Here is a 21,377-nt window from a genome sequence, read left to right on the forward strand (position 1 = left end):
GGTATGACGGAAACGATGCGCGCGGTCGTGCAGCGCGGCTACGGCAGCCCGGACCGAGTCCTGGAGCTCACCGAGATCGAACGCCCCGAGCCTGGCGCCGGCGAGGTGCTGGTGCGGCTGCACGCCACCAGCGTCAACACCCCGGACTGGGTCCTGGTCACCGGTACCCCTGCGGTGCTGCGGCTCGGCGCCGGGCTGCGCCGCCCCGCCGCCCCGGTGCGCGGCAGCGACATCGCGGGAACCGTCGCCGCCGTCGGGCCCGGCGTCACCGACCTCGCCGTCGGTACCGAGGTCTTCGGGTCGGTGTGGCAGAACCGCGCGGGTGCCGGGGCCGGGACCTTCGCCGAGTACACCGTCGCGCCCGCGGATCAGCTGCTGCGCAAACCGGCGGAGCTGCCGTCCGCCGAGGCCGCCGCGGCGGTGATGTCCGGGATCACCGCGCTCACCGCGGTGCGCGACGCGGCGGGCGCCGGTCCCGGCACCAGGCTGCTGATCAACGGCGCCTCCGGCGGCGTCGGCACCTTCGCGGTGCAGATCGCGGCCCGGCTCGGCGCGCGGGTGACCGCGGTGTGCAGCGCCCGCAACGCCGAGTTCGTGCGCGCGCTCGGCGCCGAGCGGGTGATCGACTACGCCGTCGAGGACTACACCCGGGGCACCGAGCGCTACGACGCGATCCTGGACAACGTGCTCAACCACCCGCCTGCCGCCAGCGCCGGGGTGCTGACGCCGACCGGTGTGCTCATCCCGAACAGCGTGGGCCGGGGGAGCGCGTTGCTGGCCGGGCTGCCGCGGATGGCGCGGGCCGCCACCATGCGCTGGACCGGCACCCGCGTCCGCACCGTCACCTGCGTGCCGGATCGGGCGAACCTGTCCGCGGTCGCGGCGCTGCTCGGCACCGGCGAGGTCACCGCCGTGGTCGAGCGCAGCTACCCGCTCGCCGAGGCGGCGCGGGCGGTGGCGCACATGCTCGGGCACCGAGCCAGGGGCAATATCGTGATCACGCCGTAGCCCGGCATTTCGCTACCTTCCAGTTACCGTCGGACGTAGAGTCGACTCCTCCGGCCCGAAGGATCGCGCATGAGATCGCTCTGCGTCGCGCTCGCCCTGCTGCTCGCGCTCACCGGCTGCGCCGCCGACGATTCCGGCGGCTCGGCGGGCGCGAGCGGCAGTACCCCGCCCGCCGCGGACAGTGAGGCGGCCCGGCTCACCGACCTGATCCGAGGCAAGGTCGCGGCGGCGGGCGTCACCGGCGCGGTCTTCGGGGTCTGGCGCGGGGACGAGCAGGTGCTGCTCGGCGCGCTCGGCGATTCTCCGGTCGGCGTGCCCGCCGCCGCCGACCAGCGGGTCCGGGTCGGGCAGCCGATGGAGCCCATGCTCTCGACTGTGCTCTTCCAGCTGGCGGGCGAGGGCGTGCTGACGCTGGACGAGCCGATCGCGCGCTGGCTCCCGGACTTCCCGCGCGCCGCCGCCATCACCCCGCGCATGCTGGCCGACAGCACCAGCGGCGTCGCCGACTACGTCACCGACCCGGAGTTCCTGCGCCGCTTCCAAGAGAACCCGATCCGCCCCTACACCGCGCGTGAGCTGCTCGAGCTGGCCACCGCCAGGCCGCCGCTGTTCGCGCCCGGCACCGGCTGGTCCTACGCGCACAGCGACCTGGTGCTGCTCGGCGAGGTACTCCAGCACGCCTCCGGCAAACCGCTGGGCGAGCTGATCGCCCAGCGCATCACCGGCCCGCTCGGCATGGCCGCCAGCGCGGTCGTACTGACCTCCGAGATCGCCGAGCCCTACCTGCACGGCTACACCACCGAGCGCGGCGTCTTCGAGGACTCCACCTTCTGGAACCCGACCGCCTTCCTGCACTCCGGCAACATGAACGCCCCGGTCGCCGACATCGGCCGCTGGGTGCGCGCGCTCGGCACCGGGGAGCTGCTCGCCCCGGAGCAGTTCGAGGCCATGATGGGGCCGTCGACGGCCGGGCTCGGGCCGTTCACCACCGAGCGCTACTTCGCCTTCGGCGTGGTGCACCTGGGGGAGTGGCTGTTCATGAACCCGGCCTACGGCGGCTACGACGGCGTCGCGTTCCACGACACCACCACCGGGACGACGATCGTCGTCTACACCACCGACGGCCCCGCCTCGGACGGCAATGCCAACCCCGCCATCCCGATCGGCGCCGCCGTCGCGGGCGCGCTGGTGCCCGACCGCCCGCCGCAGCTGCCCTGAGCCCGGCTCACGCCGCCCGCGTGCTGTCCAGCACGGCCGCCGCGACCAGGTTCGGGTCGTCGATCATCGGCACGTGCCCGACGCCGGGCAGCACCCGAAAAGTCGCTCCTGGCAACCGCTCCCGCGCGATCGGGCCGAACCGCTCGACCGGCAGGATCGCGTCGTGCTCGGACCAGGCCACCGTCACCGGGCAGGCCGGGGTTCGGGCCGTCAACGCCTCGTCGCTGCCGAGCAGGTCGGCGGCGACGGCGCACTCGGCGGTGTCGAGCGCGGTGCGCGCCGCGTCCGCGGCGGTCAGCCGGTCCCCGCGCAGGGCCACATCCCGCAGCACCAGCCTGCGCACCGGCGGGAGCCGCAGGAAGGGCGGCGCCACCGGCTGCGACACCCGCGCCAACCACACCAGCCTGCGTAGCTTCCGCACGGCGCCTGCGTGCGCCGCGTCGTCGTGCCAGAACCCGGCGGGGGAGAGCGCGCAGACGCTCGCCGCGCGGCCGCGGGCCGCGAGCTCCAGCGCCACCCAGCCGCCCATGGAGTTGCCCGCGAGGTGCGGCCGGTCCAGCCCCAGCTCGTCCAGCAGCCGCTCGGCGTCGTCGACCACGTCGGCGAAGCGCGCGGGCCGCCGGAGCGCGGTAGCCCCGCCGCGGTGGCCGAGCGCGGTCGGCGCGTGCACCCGGTGGTGCGGCTCCAGCAGCGGCACCACCTCGCGCCACACGGCCCCGGACATGACGACGCCGTGCAGCAGGACCAGATCGGAGCGTGCGGAGACCACGCGCGAATTGTGTACCGCCGCACGGGCGGGACGCCAGTGGTGATTTAGATGGCTCGTCACTTGATTGTGCACAACTCATGCGGCACGATCGCCGCATGAGCACTCCCGAGGTCGCCGACCGCACTCCGTCCTCGCCCGCCGTCCGGGTCCTGCGCCTGCTGGCCCGGCTCTGGCTCGGCATCAGCCTGGTCTTCGCCGGGATCAGCCACCTGAGCTTCGCCCGCGCGGACTTCCAGGCCCAGGTGCCGGCCTGGGTCCCGCTGGACGAGGATTTCGTGGTGCTCGCCTCGGGGGTGGTGGAGATCGGGCTGGGCGCCGCGCTGCTGCTCGCCCCGCTGCGGTGGCGGCCCCTCGTCGGCGTGGTCGCCGCGGTGTTCTTCGTCGTGATCTTCCCCGGCAATATCGGTCAATGGCTCGAGGGCGTCGACGCCTTCGGCCTCGACACCGATGCCAAGCGCTTCGTCCGGCTCTTCTTCCAGCCGGTGCTGATCGCGATCGCGCTCTGGTCGACCGGCGGCTGGGAGTGGCTGCGGGCGCGGGTGCGCCGCTGATCAGCGGTCCGGCAGCCGCATCCCGACGGCGGTCCAGTCGCCGGAGACCTCGACCCGGCCGATGATCGCCAGCCCGGCGCGGGCGGTCGCCTCCGCCACCCGGTCGCCGTCCAGGTGGCCGGGGCGGACGGCGGTCGGGGTGAGCAGCCACAGCCGGGTGCGCGGGGCCATGGCCTCGGCGCAGCTGAGCAGCCGGTCCTCCAGGTCGCCGTCGGCGCCGCGCCACCAGACCAGCAGGATGTCCGGCGCCCGCAGGGTGGAGCCGCCGGTCATGGCGGTGCCGGTGACCGCCTCGACCTCCGCGCGGAAGGGTTCGTCGGCGTCGGTGCCGTGACCGATCTCCCGCACCACCTGCCCGGGCCGGAACCCGAACCGCACCACCGCCGCGATCGACGCACTCACCTGGGGGACTCCTTCGGCTCTCACCCGGACCGGTGCCGCGCACCCCCGATCCCGGTGAGCCGATCGAGGTGCCTGCTCGGTACCCGAACCACCCCGGTTCACACCGCCGGTTCGGCGTCGTTGCCGAATCGAGTCCGAACCGGGTCAGCGGCGCCACTCCGGGTCCCGGCCGAGCAGCGCCACCACCCGGTCCAGCTGGTCGGTGCCCGACCACTCCACCTCGGGTCCGAAGGGGGAGCCGGGCGCGGTGCGGGCCGCGCCGCCCGGCACCACCGCCGCCACCTCGTGCGCCGCGGCCACCACTGGCGCGTCGAAGCGCACCGGGAGTCCCAGCGTCCGAGCGAGATCCCAGGCGTGCACCACGTAGTCGACGAAGTGGAAGCACAGCGCCTGCGCGCCGGAGAACTCGCCGCCGAACTCCACCAGCGGAACCCGGCGCGCCAGGACGCCCGGCTCGGCGAAGGCGGCGAGCACCGCCTCGGCGGCGGCCGCGTACTCGCCCGCCGGATCGCCGCCCAGCGGCCGCACCTTCCAGACGGCGGGGTCGGCGTCGCCGCGCACCGCGGCGGCGAAGCCCAGGTGCTGGGCGATCGAGTGCGTGAGCAGGCCGTGCAGCGTCCAGTCGGCGCACGGCGTCGGCAGCCGCAGGTCGGCGGCGCGCACCCCGGCGACCAACTCGACGGTGGTGCGCAGGGCCGCGCGGTGGTGCGCGAGCAGGTCGGTGCGGGTGGCGAGGGCGTCGCAGGTGTCGAGCGGGTTCGTCATGGTCATGGCGATCCTTCCGGTAATAATAAGCGCACGCCTATCGTGTGCGTACGCTTACGATCTGTCAACCGCTATTTTCGAACGGTGCCCGACCGCCGCCCCGACCTCGCCGCCATGATCGTCCCGCTCGGCCGCGCTCTCATGGCCGCCGAGCAGCCGGTGCTCGACCGGCACGGCATCTCCATGTGGGGCTACGCGGTGCTGCTCGGGCTCGGCGCCGAGCCGGTGTACACGCAGTCCGCCCTGGCCAGGCAGATCGGCGCGGACAAGACCCGGATCATTCCGGTGCTGGACGAACTGCAGCGGCAGGGGCTGATCCGGCGCGACTCCGACCCGGCCGACCGCCGGGTCAACCTGGTCGCGCTCACCGACGCCGGGCGCGCGACCCGCGACCGGGTGCAGGGCGACATCCAGCGGGCGGAGGAGTCGGTGCTCGCCCCGCTCACCGCGGCGGACCGGACGGCGCTGATCCGGGCGCTGCGCGTGCTCTACGAGGCGACCAGGGACCCGGGCTGAGCACCCTTCTGCTTCTAGGATGCTGAGGTGCCGCTACCACCCCATGTCGCCGACCTGACCAGCCTGGAGCTGCTGATGTCGGTGGCCGAGCTCGGGAGCATCGGCGGCGCCGGGCGCGCGCACGGGATGTCCCAGCCCGCCGCCAGCGCCAGAATCAAGGCGCTGGAGAAGCGGGTGGGCGGCCCGCTGGTCACCCGGGGCAGCCGCGGAACGGCGCTCACCGAGCTCGGCGTGCTGGTGTCGAGCTGGGCCGAGCCGGTGCTGCGCGCCGCCGCCGATCTCGCCACCGGAATGGCCGCGCTGCGCGCCGACCGCGCGGGCAGGCTCCGGCTCGCCGCGAGTCTCACCGTGGCCGAATACCTGCTGCCGCGCTGGCTGGTCGAGCTGCATCGGCGCCACCCCGCGCTCGCGCCCGCGCTGGTGGCGGGGAACTCCGCGTTCGTCGCGGACCAGGTGACCTCGGGGCAGGTGCAGGTCGGTTTCGTGGAGAGCCCGGAGCTGCCCGCGGGAACCACGGGCAGGCGGGTCGCGCGCGACGAGCTGCTGCTCGTCGTCGCGCCCGGCCACCCGTGGGCGCGCCGCCCGCCCACCACGGCCGAGCTGGCGGGCAGCGCGCTGGGTGAGCCGGGAGCACGGGTCGGGCACCCGTTCGGCCTACGAGCGGGCGATGACCGCGGCCGAGCCTGCGACCGAACCCGTCGCGCCGATGCTGGAGCTGTCCTCGACGACCGCGATCAAGGCCGCGGTGGAGAACGGGATCGGCGCGGCCGTGCTGAGCTCGCTGGCGGTGACGACCGAGCTCGCCCGCCGCTCGCTCGTCGCGGTCCCCGTCCCCGGCCTGCGCATCACCCGTGCGCTCACCGCCATCTGGCCCACCGGCTCCGAGCCCGCCGGGCCCGCCGCCGACCTGATCCGCGCCGCGCTCGCCGATCCGGGCGACCGGAGCTCGCCCTCCGGCCGGGCCATAACCTCCGCCTAGGGATCCCCAGGCATCCTGGCCTACCGGCTCCGGACCGGCGAGCGAACAGTGGAGACCATGACCGCCACGCTGAACCGGGACCTCGCCGCCGCAGCGCACCGCCCGTCCCCGCCGCCCGGTCCAGGCCTGCTGTTCGAGCACATCACCCCGAATTGGTTCGCCGCGGTGATGGGCACCGGCATCGTCGCCAACGCGGTCGGCACCCTGCCCGCTCGGATCCCGGGGCTGCACGGGTTCGCCACCGCGATCTGGGGCGTGGCGGCGACCGCGCTGGTCGTGCTCACCGCCGCGTTCGGGGCGCACTGGGCCGGGCACCGCGCCAGGGCGCGGGAGTATGCGGCGCACCCGGTGATGGTGCAGTTCTACGGCGCACCGCCGATGGCCCTGCTCACGGTCGGGGCGGGCACCGAGTTGCTGGGCCGGAACCTGCTCGGCGCACACGTCGCGACCGCGCTCTTCGCCGCGCTGTGGACCGCAGGCACCGTGCTCGGGCTGCTGACCAGCGTGCTCGTGCCGTACCTGATGATCACCGCACACGACCACGACACGGCGGTCGCGCTGCCCGCCTGGCTCATGCCCGTCGTCCCGCCGATGGTGTCGGCGTCGACCGGCGCGCTGCTGCTCCCGCACCTCGCGCCGGGGCAGTGGCGGCTGACCCTGCTCGCGGGCTGCTACGCCATGTTCGGGCTGTCGCTGGTCATCGGCATGGTGACCACGACACTGATCTACGGCCGCCTGGTGCACGGCGGGCTGCCGCCGATCCAGGCGGTGCCGACCGTGTGGATCACCCTCGGCATGATCGGCCAGTCCGTCACCGCGGCGAATCTGCTCGGCACGAACGCCGCCCTGGTGTTCACCGGGCGAGACGCAGGCATCGCGAGCGGGCTGCATGTTTTCGGCGTGGGCTACGGGCTGGTCCTCGGCGGGTTCGGGGCCATGGTGTTCGCCCTCGCCGCGGCGCTGACCGTGCACGCGGCCAGGCGCGGGCTGGCCTTCTCGCTGACCTGGTGGTCGTTCACCTTCCCGATCGGCACCTGCGTCACCGGCGCCTCCGCGCTGGGGGCCGCCATCGGATCGGCCGCGGTAAACGCCGTGGCGATCATGCTGTACGCGGTGCTGCTCGCCGCCTGGGCGGCCGTCGCCGCGGGCACCATTCGCGGGGCCGCGCGCGGCCCGCTGCTCCGGCCCGCCTGAGGTCGCGGGCGCCGCGGCTTCCGCACCCGCACCCAGCCGCCCCCGCGGGCCAGCCGAATCCCCTCGCGATTCAGCAGCGAACGAGAGGGGACCTCGACCGTGATCTCACCGCGATCGGCACTCATCCGCCTCGCCCTGGCGGGCGCGCTCGGCGCCGCCGGGCTGATGGGCACCGCGGGCACCGCGGGCGCGGCGCCCGGCGCCCGCGTCGTCGGCGCCGAGCAGGTGAACGACCGGCAGCAGAACGTGCAGGTCTTCTCGCCCGCCATGAACCGGCCGATCACCGTGCAGGTCATCCGCGCCGCGAACACCGGCGCCCCGCGGCCGACGCTGTACCTGCTCAACGGCTCCGGCGGCGGCCCGAACGGCAGCGGCTGGGACGCCCAGACCGACGCCGTCGGCTTCCTCCGCGACCGCGACGTCAACGTGGTCACCCCCTACGGCGGCAGCAACTCCTACTACACCGACTGGATCCGCGAGGACGCCGTCCTCGGCTACAACAGGTGGCAGACCTTCCTCAACGAGGAGCTGCCGCCGGTCATCGAGGCGTACCTGAACGCCGACGGCAACCGCGCGCTGGCCGGGGTCTCCATGAGCGGCACCTCGGTGCTGAACCTGGCCATCGCCAAACCCGGCTTCTGGAACAGCGTCGCCTCCTACAGCGGCTGCGCCCAGACCTCCGACCCGATCGGCCACGAATTCGTCCGGATCACCGTGGAGAACTGGGGCGGCGGGCAGAGCGTCGAGAACATGTGGGGCCCCGCCTCCGACCCGCTCTGGCGCGCGAACGATCCGCTGCTCAACGCCGAGGGGCTGCGCGGGACCGCCGTCTACCTGAGCACCGGCAGCGGCCTGCCCGGCCCGCACGACAACGCCGCCGACCCGCGCGTCCGGGACGGCCGCATCCCGCTCCCGGTGCAGCTCGCCTTCGGCGGCCCCATCGAGGCCGCCATCCGCTACTGCACGATCAACCTGACCAACCGGCTGCGGGAGCTGAACATCCCGGTCACCCTCGACGACCGCCCCACCGGCACCCACTCCTGGGGCTACTGGGAGGACGACCTCCGCACTTCGTGGCCGTTCCTGGCCGGGAGCATCGGAACGCGCTAACCAGCGTCGGCGGGGAGCAGGTGCAGGGCGAGGAGGGCGGTGTCGTCGACGACTCCGGCGCCGAGCGCGGCGACCAGGTCGCGCAGGGCGGCGACGACCTCGGTGGCGCTCGCCGGGGCGAGGTCGCGGACGAAGGCGAGCAGCGCCTCCTCGCCGTAGACCTCGGCGGGCCCGGTGCGGGCCTCGAGCAGCCCGTCGGAGTAGAGCAGCAGGGTGTCGCCGGGGAGCAGCATGGTGCTGACGGTGGTGATGTCGGCCTCCGGCAGCACGCCGATGAGCTGCCCGCCCGCGGTGGGCAGGAAGTCGGCGCTGCCGTCGGCGCGCAGCAGCAGCGCCGCCGGGTGGCCGCCGCCCGCGAGCGCGATGTGCGCGGCGTCCCGGCCGAGCGTGAGCTGGCCGTAGAGCACGGTGCAGAAGCGCGGGTCTTCGGGGTGGTGCGAGTCGAGCATCACCCGATTGAGCCTGCTGAGCACCGAATCCGGCTCCGGGTCGTGGATCGCGGCGCCGCGCAGCGTGTACCGGACCCGGGAGGTGAGCGCGGCGGCTCCGGCTCCCTTGCCGCAGACGTCGCCGAGGAAGAAGCCCCAGCGCCCCGGTGCCAGCGGGAACAGGTCGTAGAAGTCGCCGCCGACCTCGTCCCGCGAGGCGATGTGGTAGTGCGCGGCCACGTCGAGGCCGGGCACCGGCTCCAGCGCGGGCGGCAGCAGCGTGCGCTGCAGGATGGTGTTGACCCGCTGCAGCCGCGCGCGCTCCCGGTCGGCCTCGCGCCGGGCCCGGAGCAGCTCGGCCTCGTAGGCCCGGCGGTCCCTCCCGTCGAAGACGGTGGTGCGGATGAGCTGCGGCTGGCCGTCCGCCCCCGACTTCACCACCGAGCTGAGCAGCACCGGCAGCCGCCCGCCGTCGGCGGTGCGCAGCTCCAGCGCGATGCCGGAGACCTCGCCCCGCATCCGGAGCAGCGGTGCGAAGTGGGTTTCGTGGTAGAGCCGCCCGCCGACGGTCAGCAGGTCGTTGAAGTGCCGCCGCCCGACCAGCTCCGCGCGGTCGTAGCCGAGCCAGTCCAGCAGCGTCGTGTTGACCTTGGCGATCTGCCCGTCCAGCAGCGTGGAGAGGTAGCCGCACGGTGCGTTCTCGTACAGGTCCTCGGTGCTGTCCTCCAGCAGCGCGGAGAACTCCGCCGCGTCCGCGGCGTCCCGCGTGGGGCGGGCACCGGACTCGCCGGCGGCGTCGATCACGACGGCTCGCCCCCCGGCCCGGTCACCCGGTGCACGAAGGCGCGGATGGCCGCCGCCGTCTCCTCCGGCGCGGCCAGCTGCGGGCAGTGCCCGGTGGCGTTCAGCGTGACCAGCGTGCTGCCCGCGATCTCGGCGTGCACGAAGGCCCCGACCTCGGGCGGGGCGATGGCGTCGTTCCTGCACTGCACCACCAGCGTCGGCACCCGCACCGCGGCCAGGTCGCCCCGGTTGTCGGAGAGGAAGGTGACCCGGGCGAAGACGCTCGCGATGGCCGGGTCGGTGCGGCAGAAGTGGCCCTCCAGCTCGGCGGCGAGCTCCGGCCGGTCCGGGTTGCCCATGATCATCGGGGCGGCCGCGCCGGACCACCCCAGGTAGTTGGCGTCCAGCGATTCCAGCAGCTCGTCGATGTCGGCGGCGCTGAAGCCGCCGCGGTACCCGGTGGCCGGATCGTCGAGGAAGCACGGGCTCGGGGCGAGCAGCACCAGTCCGGCGAACAGCTCCGGCGCCTCGGCGGCGGCCAGCACGCCCATGGAGGCGGCCACCGAGTGTCCGACGAAGACCACCGGACCGGGCCCGATCTCGCGGCACACCTGGAGCACGTCCTCGGCGTAGCCGCGCATCTCGCCGTAGCGCTCGGCGCTCCACGCGGAGAGGTCGGAACCGCCCGCGCCGACGTGGTCGAACTTCACCACGGTGAACTCCGGCTCCAGCAGCGGGGCCACCAGCCGCCACATGTTCTGGTCGCAGCCGAAGCCGTGCGCCAGCACCACCACCGGGGCGCCGGTGCGCCCGGAAACCGCCACCCGGTTCCTCGCCACCACGTTCATCCGTCCATCCTGACAGACCGTGCCGCGCCATCCGGCCGCACCGGAGCAACTGTGGGGAAATCATTCGCAGTCAAGCGTTTTCGATCATGCGCGTGTTCGCTCACGGCACTGCGCGGCTTCGTATACCGTCCAGGATGAGCTCCAGGCCGTAGTCGAACTCGTCGCCGTGGTCGTACCCCGCGCGCAGCACGTGGTGCTTGGCGAGCTCGGCGAAATAGGGGTAGTCCCCGGTCGGCACGGCATCCATGATCCGGCCCGCCACCGCGGCGGTCTCGTCCGGGCCGTCGAAGGGCAGCCCGGCCTCCTGCAGCGCGAAGCCGTAGACGTAGCTGTCCAGTACCGAATACGCGTGCGCGGTCAGCTCCAGCGAGAAACCGGCGCGGCGCAGGCAGCCGATGACCGCGTCGTGGTGCCGCAGCGTGGCCTGGCCCGGCGTCGCCCGCGACTCCATCAGCCCCACCGCCCAGCGGTGCCCGGCCAGGGTCGCCCGCGCCGAGCGGGCCCGCCTGCGCATGGCGTCCTGCCAGTCCTCGTCCGCGCTCGGCAGCTCGATCTCGGCGAAGACCAGGTCGACCATGCCGTCCAGCAGGTCGCTCTTGCCGCGCACGTGGTTGTAGAGCGACATCGCCTCGACGCCGAGCAGGGTGCCGAGCCTGCGCATGGTCAGCGAACCGATGCCGTGCTCGTCGGCGAAGGCGACGGCGGTGCGCAGGACGTGCTCGCGGGTGAGCGGTGTGCGTGGGGGCATCGACACCTCGGGATTGACGGTACTTACGGTGTAAGCCTACGATACTTACGATGTAAGTCCGATCCTGGAGGAACCATGAAGGTCGTGCTCGTCGTCGTGCTCGCGCTGGTGGCGGTGGTGGTGCTGCTGCTCGCGGTGCTGTGGGCGGGGCTGCGCTGGCAGATCCCGCCGGTGGTGAAGGGGGTGCGGCAGCTCAACAAGCGGGTCACCAACCGCAGGGTCGTCGGCACGGCGGGCAGCGAGAGCTCGCACACCGCGCTGATCGTGCACGTCGGCCGAAAGTCCGGGCGCGAGTACGCCACGCCGGTGGATGTCGTGCCCGCCGGTGACGACTTCCTGATCGCGCTGCCCTACGGCACCACCGCGGACTGGCTGCGTAATGTGTTCGCCGCCGGGTCGGCGACCGTCGGCGTCCGCGGCGAGCGGATCGCGGTGGACCGGCCGGAGCTGGTCGAGACCGCCGAGGTGCGCGCGCTGCTACCGCGCGGCGCGCGAGCGATGCTCGGGGTGTTCGGGGTGCGGCAGTGCCTGCGGGTGAGCCGGGTGGTCCCCGTTCACGGCTGACCCGGGTGCAGCACGTGCGGGCGCAGCCGGTCGAAGTCGCGCACCCGGACGCTGCGCAGGTTCTGCGTGCGGAACTCCGGCTCGCCGTCCAGCTCGGCGGCCGCGGCGTCGTCGAGCAGGGTGGTGCCGGGGCGGGCGACGCCGGTGAGCCGGGCGGCGGCGTTCACCGTCGAGCCGTAGAGGTCGCCGAAGCGCTGCAGCACCGGCCCGTAGGCGATGGCCACCCGGAGGTCCGGGGTGCCGCCGACCATCATGGTCGACTCCTGCATCGCCACCGCGATCCGCGCCGCCTCCAGCACCGTCTCGGCGGCGAACATGACCTCGTCGCCCACGTTCTTGATCACCCAGCCGCCGTTGTCGGTGACCGCCGCGGCGGTGGTCGACTCGAAAGCCTCCAGCAGCGTGGACAATTCGTCCGGATGCAGGTGGCGGGTGAGCCGGGTGTAGCCGACCATGTCGGCGAAACCGACCGCGAGCGTGCGGATGTGGTCCGCGCCCGCGCTGCCGTCCAGCGAGCGGGTGACCGCGGCGGCCAGGTGCCTGCGCCAGGTGTAGCGCTGCAGCTCCTCGAAGGCATCCAGGGTGGATTCGGTTGCCGTGCGCAGGGATTCGTCCGGCTCGCCGTCCGTGCGCGCGGCCCTGGCCAGGATCTCGGTGGCGACCAGGTCGGCCTGCCACTCGGTGAGCCTGGCCATGCTCTGCCCGAGCGTGCGGGCCGCCGCCGCCACCACCCTGGGGTCGGCCGACTGGAACACCGTCAGGTCGCGGAACAGCCGGACGGCGGCCACGTCCAGCCCGGTGTACTCCACCTCGTCGTCCGAGCCCGCCGGGAAGCCGAGCGCGCTCCAGAGCTTGCGCGACGTCTCCGGCGTCACCCCCGCCTGCTCGGCCACCTCCGCCCTGGTGAAGCGGCGCTCGGCACCGAGCAGATACGACTCCATGATCGAGCGCACCAGCTCGGAGACCTCGGTCGATACCACCCCGACCACCTTACGGTGAACCGGATGGTTTGGGAGCGGGCCGGTTCCACCCGGCGAGATCGCGGGCTCGATCGCCACCCGCGACGGCGCGCCGCGCCGGTCAGCCGTCGAGCAACCGCCACGCCGCGAGCGCCATGCGGGCCCGGAGCAGGCCGTCCGGGTCGGTGAGCCGGATGCCGACGGCGGCCCCGAGCTGCTCGACCCGGCGCGCGACGCTGCTGTGGTGCAGGTGCAGCAGCTCGGCGGCCCGGCGCACCGAGCCGGTGCGGCAGTAGGCGTCGAGGGTCTCCAGGTCGGCGGGGGTGGTCGCGAGCAGGGCGACGGCGGCGACGTCGGGGTTGGCGCGCAGCCGCTCCGGGGCGATCTCGGCGAGCAGCGCGACCGCGCCGAGGTCGGCGTACCGCACCACCGGCCGCCCCGCGGTCGCGAACCGCAGCGCGACCCCGGCCTCCCGCCAGCAGCGGTCCGGCGCCGCGGCGGCGCCGACGCCCGCTCGCACGTCAGCGGGGAGCGCCGCCGGGTCGACGGCCGCCGCCAGCACCACCCCGACCCCGCCGACCGGCGCCGCCTTCGCCGGGCGCCCCGGGCACAGCAGCGCCGCCAGCCGGTCCAGCGGGCGCTCGGAACGCACCGCGACGACGTGCAGGCGCGTGTCCGGGGCGAAGCCGAGCAGCCGCAGCGCGCGCTCCCTGGCGGCGTCCTCGGTGCTCGCGCTCACGACCAGCTCGACCAGGGCGGGGTCGGCCATGGTGGTGCGGGCCGGGCCGTACCGCTCGACCACGGCGGCGACGGCGATGGCGAGCCGGTCGAGCAGCAGCTCGTCCAGCGGGCGCGGCGGGCCGGGGCGCTCCAGCCAGACCGCGCCGATCTCCTCCCCGTCCAGGACGACCGGAACCGCGGTGGAGCGCGGCTGCTCGGTGCCGCTCGCCTCGCGCCCGTCGGCGCCGAACCGGGTGGTCCGGCCGGTGCCGTGCAACAGGATCCCCGCCGCGCACCCGGCCAGCCCGGCGGAGGCGCGGGCCAGCGCGGGCAGGTCGACGCGGCGGCGCATGAGCGTGTCGTAGAACTGCACCACCCGCAGCGCGCCCGCCGCTTCCACATCCAGCTGGGACAGCCGGACGACGAGAGCGTCCATGAATCGACTGTAGGCGCCGATCGTCGCCCGCGCGGCCGGGAGCGCGCGACGGATGGCGGCTGTTCCGCGGCCCTCCGGCCGCGACCATGAATGCATGGACCCCGAACTGGAACCCTTCCTCCCGCTCTTCCCACCCTCCGACCTGAGCGATCCGGCCACCGCGCGGGCCCAGCTCGCCGCGCTCGCCGCCGCGATCCCGGTCGAGCCGCCCGCCGACATGGTGATCGAGGACCGCGCGGTGCCGGGCGACCCGTCGGTGCCGGTGCGGCTCTACCGCCCGCGGGATGCCCGCGGCGCCATCGTCTGGCTGCACGGGGGCGGCTTCGTCATGGGCGACCTGGACACCGAACACCCGTGGGCCACCCGGCTTTCCGCCGACTCCGGCGCGCTGGTGATCTCGGTGGCCTACCGGCTCGCGCCGGAGCATCCCTTCCCGGCCGCCCACGACGACGTGCGCCTGGTGCTGAACTGGGCCGCGGCGAACGCCGCCGAACTCGGCGTCGACCCGGGCCGCATCGCGATCGGCGGGCACAGCTCCGGCGCCGGGATCGCGGCCGCCGCGGCACTGCGGGCGCGGGACGAGGGCGGCCCCGCCCCCTGCTTCCAGCTGCTCAACCAGCCGGGGCTCGACGACCGGCAGCAGACGTGGTCGGCGCGGACCTTCACCGACACCCCGTTCGTGACCAGGGCCAAGATCGCCCAGATGTGGAGCCACTACCTGGGCGGCGCCACCGCTACCGCCTACGCCGCGCCCGCCCGCGCCACCGAGCTCGCGGGCCTGCCGCCCGCCTACATCGCCACCGCCGAGTTCTGCCCGAACCGGGACGAGGACATCGACTACGCGGCGCGGCTGCTTCGGGCCGGGGTGCCGGTCGAGCTGCACCAGTACCCCGGCACCTTCCACGGATCGCAGGCGATCCTCTCCGCCGAGGTGTCGCAGCGGCAGAACGCCGAACTCGCGGCCGCGCTGCGCCGGGCGGTGGCGGGGTGACCGTCGCCGCGGCGGGCAGCCCGGAGCTCGTCCTGCGCCCACACCTCCCGGCCTTCGCCGCGGTGGTGCTGCTCCGGATCGTCGCCGCGGTGGCCGGGCTGGCGCCGCTGCTCGCGGTGGCCGAGATCGGCCGCGCGCTGCTCGCTCCCGGCCCCGCCGACGCCGGGCACCTCCGATCGCTCGTCCTGCTCGGCGCGGCCGGACTCCTGGTGCGGCTCGCCGCCACCGCCGCGTCGTCGGCCGTTGCCCACCTGCTCGACCTCCGCGTGCAGCTGGAGCTGCGCCGCGCGCTCGCCGTCCACCTGGGCCGGGTGCCGCTCGGCTGGTTCGCCGACCGGCGTTCGAACGAACCCGCGCAGGTGGTCGGCCCGGACGTGGCCGCGCTGCACCCGGTCACCGCGCACGCGCCCGCCGAACTGGTCTCCGCCTTCGTGGTTCCGCTGATCTCGCTGAGCTACCTGTTCGCGGTGGACTGGCGCCTCACCCTGATCACCCTGATCCCGGTGTTCGCCGCGGTCGCGCTGGTGCCGCTGCTGATGACCCCCGCCCGCACCCGCGAGCAGGCCGAATTCGACGCCGCGCTCGGGCGGATCGCCGACGCCGTGGTCGAGTTCGTGCGCGGCATCGCCGTGGTCAAGACCTTCGGCGGCGCCGGGCGTGCGCACCGCCGGTTCACCGACGCCGCCGACGCCTTCGTCGCGGTCTTCCTGCGCTGGGTGCGCGCCGTCGCCGCCGTCGCCGCCGGGATGCAGCTGGCGCTGGCGCCGCCGGTGGTGCTGCTGACCGTGCTGGCGGGCGGGGCCGCGTTCGTCGCGAACGGCAGCATGGCACCGGCCGACATCCTGCCGTTCCTGCTGCTCGGGATCGGGCTCACCGCGCCGGTCGCCGCGCTCGGGCACGGCTTCGATGACCTGACCGCCGCGGGCCGCGCGCTGGACCGGATCAGGGCGGTGCTCGCGGTGCCGCCGCTGCCCGAGCCGGACCGGTCGAGCCTGCCCGCGGACAACCGGATCGAGCTGCGCGGCGTCCGGTTCGGCTACGAACCGGAGCACGAGGTGCTGCGCGGCGTCGACCTGGTGCTGGAGCCCGGGACCGTCACCGCCGTCACCGGTCCATCGGGCAGCGGCAAATCGACGCTGGTGCAGCTGCTCGCGCGCTTCCTCGAGCCCACCGCCGGGACCATCACCCTCGGCGGCGTCGGGCTGCGCGACCTCGGCAGCGCCGAGCTGTACCGGCGGGTGTCCTTCGTCTTCCAGGACGTGCGCGTGCTGCGCGCCTCGGTGGCCGAGAACATCGCGCTCGCCGTGCCGGACGCCTCCCGCGCCGCGATCGAGCGGGCCGCCGCGGCGGCCCGGCTGCACCGGCGGATCCTGGCGCTGCCGCGCGGCTACGACACCGTGCTCGGCGCGGAGGCGCAGCTCTCCGGCGGGGAGGCGCAGCGGCTCGCGCTCGCCCGCGCCCTGCTCGCCGATGCTCCGGTGCTGGTGCTCGACGAGGCGACCGCCTTCGCCGACCCGCGCACCGAGCGGGCCGTGCGGGACGTGCTGGCGGCAAGGTCGGGGGCGCGCACCGTCCTGGTGATCGCGCACCGGCCGGAGACCGTGGCCGCGGCGGACACCGTCGTCGCGCTGGCGGACGGGCGCATCGCGTCCCGCGACACCCTCGAAGCCGTTGCCGTGGAGGAGCTCCGATGATCCGAACCCTGCTCCGGGTGCTCGGCCCCGGCTACGCCGGGCCGCTGCGCCGCACCCTCGCCCTGGTGCTGCTCGCCGCGGTCGCGGAGGGCGCCGTCTGCGCGCTGCTGGTCCCGCTGCTGCGGGCGCTGTTCGGCGACCGGCCCGGCGATGCCGGGCCGTGGGTGCTCGCCCTCGCCGCCGCGGTCGCCGGGTACGCGGTGCTGCGGTACGCCGCGGACCTCTCCGGATTCAAGGTCGGCGCCACCATGCTGCGCGGCCTGTACCACCGCTTCGGTGACCACCTCGCCCGACTGCCGCTGGGCTGGTACGGCCGCGGCCGGGTCGGCGAGGTGTCGGTGCTGGCCGGTCCCGGTGTGCTGCAGGCGATGAGCGTGGTCGCCCACCTGCTCGGGCCGCTGGTCTTCGCGATCGTCACCCCGCTGACCGTCCTGGTGACCCTCGCCGTCGTCGACTGGCGGCTCGGGCTCGCCGCCGCGGCCGCCGCCCCGCTGCTCGCCGCGGTGCGGATCGGCACCGATCGCGCCGAGACCGCCGCCGACGCCGAGCGCCTCGCGCGCGACCAGGCCGCCGCCGACCGGATCGCCGAATATCTGCACGCGCAACCGATCCTGCGCACCGCGGGCCGCACCGGCGCGGGTTTCGACCTGCTCGACGCCGCGCTGCGCGAGATCGCCGCGGGCGGGCGCCGGGCAGCCGGGGCCGCGCTGCCCGCCGTCGCAGGGACGGCGCTCGCCGTGCAGGCCGTCTTCACCGCGCTGCTCGCCCTCGGCGTCCACCTCGCCCTCGACGGCACGCTCGGCGCGGCCGACCTGCTGGTGGCGCTGGTGCTCGCCGCCCGCTGCGCGGAGCCGCTGCTCTCGCTCGCCGAACTCGGCAGCAAGCTGCGCGGCGCCCGCACCGTGCTGAACGCGCTCGACGCCGTGCTGCGCACGCCGCCGCTGCCGGAGCCCGCCCGGCCGCGCACCCCGGCCGGGCACGCGCTCGCCGTCGAGCACGTCACCTTCCGGTACGACGGGCACACCGTGCTGGACGACGTCTCGCTCACCGTCCCGCAGGGCGGGCGGCTCGCGATCGTCGGCCCGTCCGGAGCGGGCAAGAGCACGCTGCTGCACCTGCTGGCCCGCTTCCACGACGTCGACGCGGGCGCGATCCGGATCGGCGGGGCGGATCTGCGCGACGTTGCCGCGGAGACGCTGGCCGCGCAGTTCGCCGTCGTCTTCCAGGACGTGTACCTGTTCGACGGCACGCTGGAGCAGAACGTGCGGGTCGGCCGCCCCGGCGCCACCGACGCCGAGGTGCGGGCCGCCGCCCGCGCGGCCAGGGTCGACGCGGTGGTGGCGCGGCTGCCCGGCGGCTGGTCGACCCGGGTCGGCCCGGGCGGCGCCCGGCTCTCCGGCGGCGAGCGGCAGCGCGTCTCCATCGCGCGCGCCCTGCTGAAGGACGCCCCCGTCGTGCTGCTCGACGAGGTGTCCGCGGCGCTCGACGCGGAGAACGAGTCCGCCGTGCACGCGGGCATCGAACGCTTGGCGGCGGGGCGCACCGTGGTGACGGTGGCGCACCGGCTCGACACCGTGCGCACGGCCGACCACATCGTGTTCCTCGACGGCGGCCGGATCGCGGAGCAGGGCAGCCACGACGAGTTGCTGCGGCTCGGCGGACGCTACGCCGACTTCTGGGCGGTGGCCGGAACATAGACCGCCGTCACACCGTGGCCCGGCTCACACCGCACCGGCTCGGCCCGGAAACGCAGACCCCGCCCCCATGATCTGAAACACGGGTCTCCGATTTACTCCTTACGCCGGCCCGGCGGGCCCGACCTGGGTGAACGAAAGCGTTCGGCAATCACCCGGCGAGCGCGGGTTCCGCTCCTGTGGAAGGGTGATCGCCCGGCGCACCGCGTGGTCGCGCGCACCGTTTCCGAGCCCCGTTCGGGCCGGTGCGGCGTGCGCGGACGGCCGGATTTCGGCACGCTGCCTGTGGTGATCGCACTCCGCGAACTCCGGGCAAGCCGGCTCGGCGCTGCCGCCTCGGTCACCGCACCGCGCACGACGAAGAACGGATACGACAACTCATGACACGAGTCACCGCGAACTCCACCCACCGGGCCGGGCTGCTCGCCGCGGGCACCGCCGCGGCGCTGGCCATGACCTTCGGGGCGGGCACCGCCTCGGCCGAGGTGGACAGCACCGACCGGGTGATCGACGGCAAGGACCGCACGATCAGCGCCATCCAGGCCGACACCGTCATCCGCGGGGTGCCGCCGCTGGACCGCAACCCGCTCACCCGGCAGTGGTTCCACGACGTGACCGCCGAGTTCACCGTCGAGGGCGACGCGGCCGACGAGTTCGCGGGCACCATCAAGATCGGGTACCTGGTCGGCTTCCCGGCCACCGTCGACGGCCGGATCCGCTTCGGCTACACCTCGCCGCGGGTCGGCATCGAGACCGACAACGGCATCCCCGGCCCCAAGCTCGACGTCGACCTGGTCCCGACCGTCACCGGTGAGATCGAGACCGGCTTCGGTCCGGGCGTGCGGCAGATCGAGGCGGTCAGCGGGCGGATCACCGGCAGCGAGGGGAGCGTCCGGCTCACCAACTCGGTCGGCACCGTCACCGGCGTGATCGGCACCGCGACCGTGCAGCCGTACGTGACCGTGGTCAGCGACACCGGCGACTCGGTCACCACCCTCGGCAAGCCCTACGAGGTCAACTGACCTCGGTGAGCAGCACGATCCCGGACGGGGCGGCGAGCAGCGCGGCGGTGCGCGCCGCGGCCTCGTCCACGTGGATCCGCGGGTGCGCGGGCGGCTCGGCCTCGTAGTAGGTGCCCGGCCCGTAGAGCTGCCCGTACCGCAGCACCACGCCGCCGGCCTCGAGCACCGCCCGCTCGTGCCCGGCGATCACCGCCGCCCGCCCCGCCGGGGTCCAGGCGATGCTCTGGGCCATAACCCGGGCCTGCCCCGCGGCGGCAACCAGATTGGCGGTGCCCTCGGTGCGCATCCGGTCGTTGGCCGCCGCGCTCGCCGGGAGGTCGGCGGCGGCGTCCGGCAGGTCGGTGAGCTGGTGTAGCACCAGGTCCGGGTGGAACCCGGCGACCGCGGCGGCGAGCGCGGCCGCGTCGTAGACGTCGACCACCACCGGCTCGGCACCCGCCGCCGCGATCGGCGCGGTGCGCGCCGCCGACCGGGTGGTGCCTGCGACCTCGTGCCCGGCCGCGATCAGCAGCGGGAGCAGCCGGATGCCGAGCACGCCGGTGGCCCCGGCGAGGAAGATGCGCATCGCCCCACCCTAGAACTCCGCCGCATACCGGATGCGCCGACCGGTGCGCGGAGGGTGCGCGCCGCGCGTGGGCGTCCGTAGGGTGGCGGGGGTCGGGTGGGAGAAGGGGAGTTGACTGTGACGGTACGCAATCCGTTCGCCGCGGACGGCAGCTGGCCGGACGTGGTCGTCACCGCGGTGGCGGCGACGACCTCGCTGGCGGGCACCGCGGACGAGACCTGGAGCAGGCTGCTCGCGGGCGAATCCGGGATCACCGAGCTGGACCGGCCGTGGCTGGCCGAGCACGAGCTGCCGGTGCGGATCGGCGGTTCGCTCAAGGTGCCGCCGGAGACCCAGCTCTCCCGGGTGGAGCTGCGCAGGCTGGCCTACGTGGAGCAGCTGGCGACGGTGCTCGGCAGGCAGGTGTGGGCGGCCGCGGGCAGCCCCGAGGTGGATCTCGACCGGCTGGCGGTGGCCATCGGCACGGGGCAGGGCGGCGGCGACGCGGTGGTCGCCGCGCGGGACGCGCTGGAGCAGCACGGGTATCGCAAGGTCTCGCCGCTGGCGGTGCAGATGATGATGCCGAACGGGCCGTCCGCGGTGGTCGGGCTGGAGCTGAAGGCGCGGGCGGGGGTGGTGACGCCGGTGTCGGCCTGCTCGTCCGGGTCGGAGGCGATCGCCAACGCCTGGCAGATGATCGCCATGGGCGATGCCGACATCGTCGTCACCGGCGGCGTCGAGGGGTACATCGACCCGGTGCCGATCGCGGCCTTCTCCATGATGCGGGCCATGAGCACCCGCAACGACGACCCGGCGGCGGCCTCCCGGCCGTTCGACGCCGACCGGGACGGTTTCGTCTTCGGCGAGGCCGGGGCGCTGCTGGTCCTGGAGACCGAGGCGCACGCCCGCGCGCGCGGGGCCACGATCCTGGCGCGGCTGCTCGGTGCGGGCGTCACCTCGGACGGCTTCCACCTGGTCGCCCCCGACCCGGAGGGCGCGGGCGCGGCGCGCGCCATCACCAGGGCGCTGCGCCGGGCCGGGCTCGCCGGGTCCGACATCGGGCACGTGAACGCGCACGCCACCGCTACCCCGATCGGGGACACCGCGGAGGCGGCGGCGATCGCGCGCGCGGTGGGCACGCACCCCGCGGTGTACGCGCCGAAATCGGCGCTCGGCCACTCGATCGGCGCCTCCGGCGCCCTGGAGTCGGTGCTGACCGTGTTCAGCCTGCGCGACGAGATCATCCCGCCGACGCTGAACCTGGAGCACCAGGACCCGGCGATCGACCTGGACGTCGTCGCGGGCGCGCCGCGCCGCGGCCGCTTCGACTACGCGGTGAACAACTCGTTCGGGTTCGGCGGGCACAACACGGCCCTGGTCTTCGGCCGGGCCTGAGAACGACCGAGGGCCGCCCGCTGGAGTCAGCGGGCGGCC

Annotated in this window: 22 protein-coding genes and 1 pseudogene; 14 read left to right on the forward strand and 9 right to left on the reverse strand. The window is 74.6% G+C overall.

The annotated features are described in order from the left end of the window. The first annotated feature begins 3 nt into the window (after nt 1-3). A complete protein-coding gene (locus tag ACFUUZ_RS00555) occupies nt 4-1,008 on the forward strand; it encodes an NAD(P)-dependent alcohol dehydrogenase (RefSeq protein ID WP_378690701.1) in 1,005 nt (334 codons plus the stop codon). A gap of 69 nt (nt 1,009-1,077) precedes the next feature. Further along, nucleotides 1,078-2,226, forward strand: coding sequence for a serine hydrolase domain-containing protein (locus ACFUUZ_RS00560; RefSeq protein WP_378690703.1), 1,149 nt, complete (start codon nt 1,078-1,080; stop codon nt 2,224-2,226). A gap of 7 nt (nt 2,227-2,233) precedes the next feature. Here the strand turns inward: ACFUUZ_RS00560 and ACFUUZ_RS00565 are convergent, their stop codons facing one another. Beyond that, nucleotides 2,234-2,995, reverse strand: a complete 762-nt coding sequence (locus ACFUUZ_RS00565) for an alpha/beta fold hydrolase (protein ID WP_378690706.1) — start codon at nt 2,993-2,995, stop codon at nt 2,234-2,236. A gap of 95 nt (nt 2,996-3,090) precedes the next feature. Between ACFUUZ_RS00565 and ACFUUZ_RS00570 the strand changes: the two genes are divergently transcribed. After that, on the forward strand, nt 3,091-3,546 hold the full coding sequence (locus ACFUUZ_RS00570) for a DoxX family membrane protein (RefSeq protein WP_378690709.1): 456 nt from the start codon (nt 3,091-3,093) through the stop codon (nt 3,544-3,546). Here the strand turns inward: ACFUUZ_RS00570 and ACFUUZ_RS00575 are convergent, their stop codons facing one another. Next, nucleotides 3,547-3,948, reverse strand: a complete 402-nt coding sequence (locus ACFUUZ_RS00575; protein ID WP_378690712.1) for a DUF3052 family protein — start codon at nt 3,946-3,948, stop codon at nt 3,547-3,549. It abuts the gene before it with no gap. Nucleotides 3,949-4,092: 144 nt separating this feature from the next. Next, the gene (locus ACFUUZ_RS00580; RefSeq protein WP_378690715.1) at nt 4,093-4,719 is read right to left on the reverse strand and encodes a TIGR03086 family metal-binding protein; all 627 of its coding nucleotides are present in this window, start codon (nt 4,717-4,719) and stop codon (nt 4,093-4,095) included. 78 nt (nt 4,720-4,797) lie between these two features. Between ACFUUZ_RS00580 and ACFUUZ_RS00585 the strand changes: the two genes are divergently transcribed. From ACFUUZ_RS00585 to ACFUUZ_RS00605, 5 genes and pseudogenes are all read left to right on the forward strand, one after another. Beyond that, nucleotides 4,798-5,229, forward strand: a complete 432-nt coding sequence (locus ACFUUZ_RS00585; protein ID WP_378690717.1) for a MarR family winged helix-turn-helix transcriptional regulator — start codon at nt 4,798-4,800, stop codon at nt 5,227-5,229. Nucleotides 5,230-5,304: 75 nt separating this feature from the next. Then, a pseudogene (locus tag ACFUUZ_RS00590) lies at nt 5,305-5,400 on the forward strand (LysR family transcriptional regulator); the annotation flags it as partial. A gap of 448 nt (nt 5,401-5,848) precedes the next feature. Further along, complete coding sequence (locus tag ACFUUZ_RS00595) at nt 5,849-6,208, forward strand: LysR substrate-binding domain-containing protein (protein WP_378690719.1); 360 nt, start codon at nt 5,849-5,851, stop codon at nt 6,206-6,208. 57 nt (nt 6,209-6,265) lie between these two features. Beyond that, nucleotides 6,266-7,402 (forward strand): TDT family transporter, encoded by a 1,137-nt coding sequence (locus tag ACFUUZ_RS00600; protein WP_378690721.1) that lies wholly within the window; start codon nt 6,266-6,268, stop codon nt 7,400-7,402. Nucleotides 7,403-7,567: 165 nt separating this feature from the next. Further along, the gene (locus ACFUUZ_RS00605; protein WP_378690878.1) at nt 7,568-8,512 is read left to right on the forward strand and encodes an alpha/beta hydrolase; all 945 of its coding nucleotides are present in this window, start codon (nt 7,568-7,570) and stop codon (nt 8,510-8,512) included. Here the strand turns inward: ACFUUZ_RS00605 and ACFUUZ_RS00610 are convergent. The 3 genes from ACFUUZ_RS00610 to ACFUUZ_RS00620 form a co-directional block, all read right to left on the reverse strand. Further along, on the reverse strand, nt 8,509-9,672 hold the full coding sequence (locus ACFUUZ_RS00610; RefSeq protein ID WP_378690881.1) for a SpoIIE family protein phosphatase: 1,164 nt from the start codon (nt 9,670-9,672) through the stop codon (nt 8,509-8,511). The genes ACFUUZ_RS00605 and ACFUUZ_RS00610 overlap by 4 nt on opposite strands. Nucleotides 9,673-9,740: 68 nt before the next feature. Beyond that, nucleotides 9,741-10,571 (reverse strand): alpha/beta fold hydrolase, encoded by an 831-nt coding sequence (locus ACFUUZ_RS00615; protein WP_378690722.1) that lies wholly within the window; start codon nt 10,569-10,571, stop codon nt 9,741-9,743. Nucleotides 10,572-10,671: 100 nt separating this feature from the next. Continuing rightward, entirely contained in the window at nt 10,672-11,319 is a 648-nt protein-coding gene (locus tag ACFUUZ_RS00620; RefSeq protein ID WP_378690724.1) for a TetR/AcrR family transcriptional regulator, read from the reverse strand. 75 nt (nt 11,320-11,394) lie between these two features. On the opposite strand from ACFUUZ_RS00620, the gene ACFUUZ_RS00625 reads away from it, so the two are divergent. Further along, nucleotides 11,395-11,883, forward strand: a complete 489-nt coding sequence (locus tag ACFUUZ_RS00625) for a nitroreductase family deazaflavin-dependent oxidoreductase (protein ID WP_378690726.1) — start codon at nt 11,395-11,397, stop codon at nt 11,881-11,883. Here ACFUUZ_RS00625 and ACFUUZ_RS00630 read toward each other — a convergent pair. Continuing rightward, nucleotides 11,874-12,824, reverse strand: a complete 951-nt coding sequence (locus ACFUUZ_RS00630; protein ID WP_378690884.1) for an adenylate/guanylate cyclase domain-containing protein — start codon at nt 12,822-12,824, stop codon at nt 11,874-11,876. The two genes, ACFUUZ_RS00625 and ACFUUZ_RS00630, sit on opposite strands and share 10 nt — an antisense overlap. A 139-nt stretch (nt 12,825-12,963) precedes the next feature. Then, on the reverse strand, nt 12,964-13,998 hold the full coding sequence (locus ACFUUZ_RS00635; protein WP_378690727.1) for a helix-turn-helix domain-containing protein: 1,035 nt from the start codon (nt 13,996-13,998) through the stop codon (nt 12,964-12,966). 94 nt (nt 13,999-14,092) lie between these two features. Here ACFUUZ_RS00635 and ACFUUZ_RS00640 point away from each other — a divergent pair, with 94 nt between their 5' ends. The 4 genes from ACFUUZ_RS00640 (at nt 14,093) to ACFUUZ_RS00655 (ending at nt 19,399) form a co-directional block, all read left to right on the forward strand. Beyond that, complete coding sequence (locus ACFUUZ_RS00640) at nt 14,093-14,989, forward strand: alpha/beta hydrolase (protein WP_378690728.1); 897 nt, start codon at nt 14,093-14,095, stop codon at nt 14,987-14,989. After that, nucleotides 14,986-16,683 (forward strand): ABC transporter ATP-binding protein, encoded by a 1,698-nt coding sequence (locus ACFUUZ_RS00645; RefSeq protein ID WP_378690730.1) that lies wholly within the window; start codon nt 14,986-14,988, stop codon nt 16,681-16,683. The genes ACFUUZ_RS00640 and ACFUUZ_RS00645 overlap by 4 nt, the downstream gene beginning before the upstream one ends. Then, nucleotides 16,680-18,380: an ABC transporter ATP-binding protein gene (locus ACFUUZ_RS00650; RefSeq protein ID WP_378690733.1), complete on the forward strand. Its 1,701-nt coding sequence runs from the start codon at nt 16,680-16,682 to the stop codon at nt 18,378-18,380. The genes ACFUUZ_RS00645 and ACFUUZ_RS00650 overlap by 4 nt, the downstream gene beginning before the upstream one ends. Before the next feature lie 377 nt (nt 18,381-18,757). Continuing rightward, on the forward strand, nt 18,758-19,399 hold the full coding sequence (locus ACFUUZ_RS00655; protein ID WP_378690735.1) for an MspA family porin: 642 nt from the start codon (nt 18,758-18,760) through the stop codon (nt 19,397-19,399). On the opposite strand, the gene ACFUUZ_RS00660 is transcribed toward ACFUUZ_RS00655, so the two are convergent. Beyond that, nucleotides 19,392-19,964: an NAD-dependent epimerase/dehydratase family protein gene (locus ACFUUZ_RS00660; RefSeq protein WP_378690738.1), complete on the reverse strand. Its 573-nt coding sequence runs from the start codon at nt 19,962-19,964 to the stop codon at nt 19,392-19,394. The genes ACFUUZ_RS00655 and ACFUUZ_RS00660 overlap by 8 nt on opposite strands. Before the next feature lie 111 nt (nt 19,965-20,075). On the opposite strand from ACFUUZ_RS00660, the gene ACFUUZ_RS00665 reads away from it, so the two are divergent. Beyond that, nucleotides 20,076-21,338 carry a KasA/KasB family beta-ketoacyl-ACP synthase gene (locus tag ACFUUZ_RS00665; protein WP_378690741.1) on the forward strand — a complete coding sequence of 421 codons (1,263 nt, stop codon included), beginning with the start codon at nt 20,076-20,078 and terminating at the stop codon, nt 21,336-21,338. Nucleotides 21,339-21,377 lie beyond the last annotated feature (39 nt).

Origin of the sequence: Nocardia sp. NPDC057353 (genome assembly GCF_042667085.1) — a bacterium.
GTDB lineage: Bacteria > Actinomycetota > Actinomycetes > Mycobacteriales > Mycobacteriaceae > Nocardia.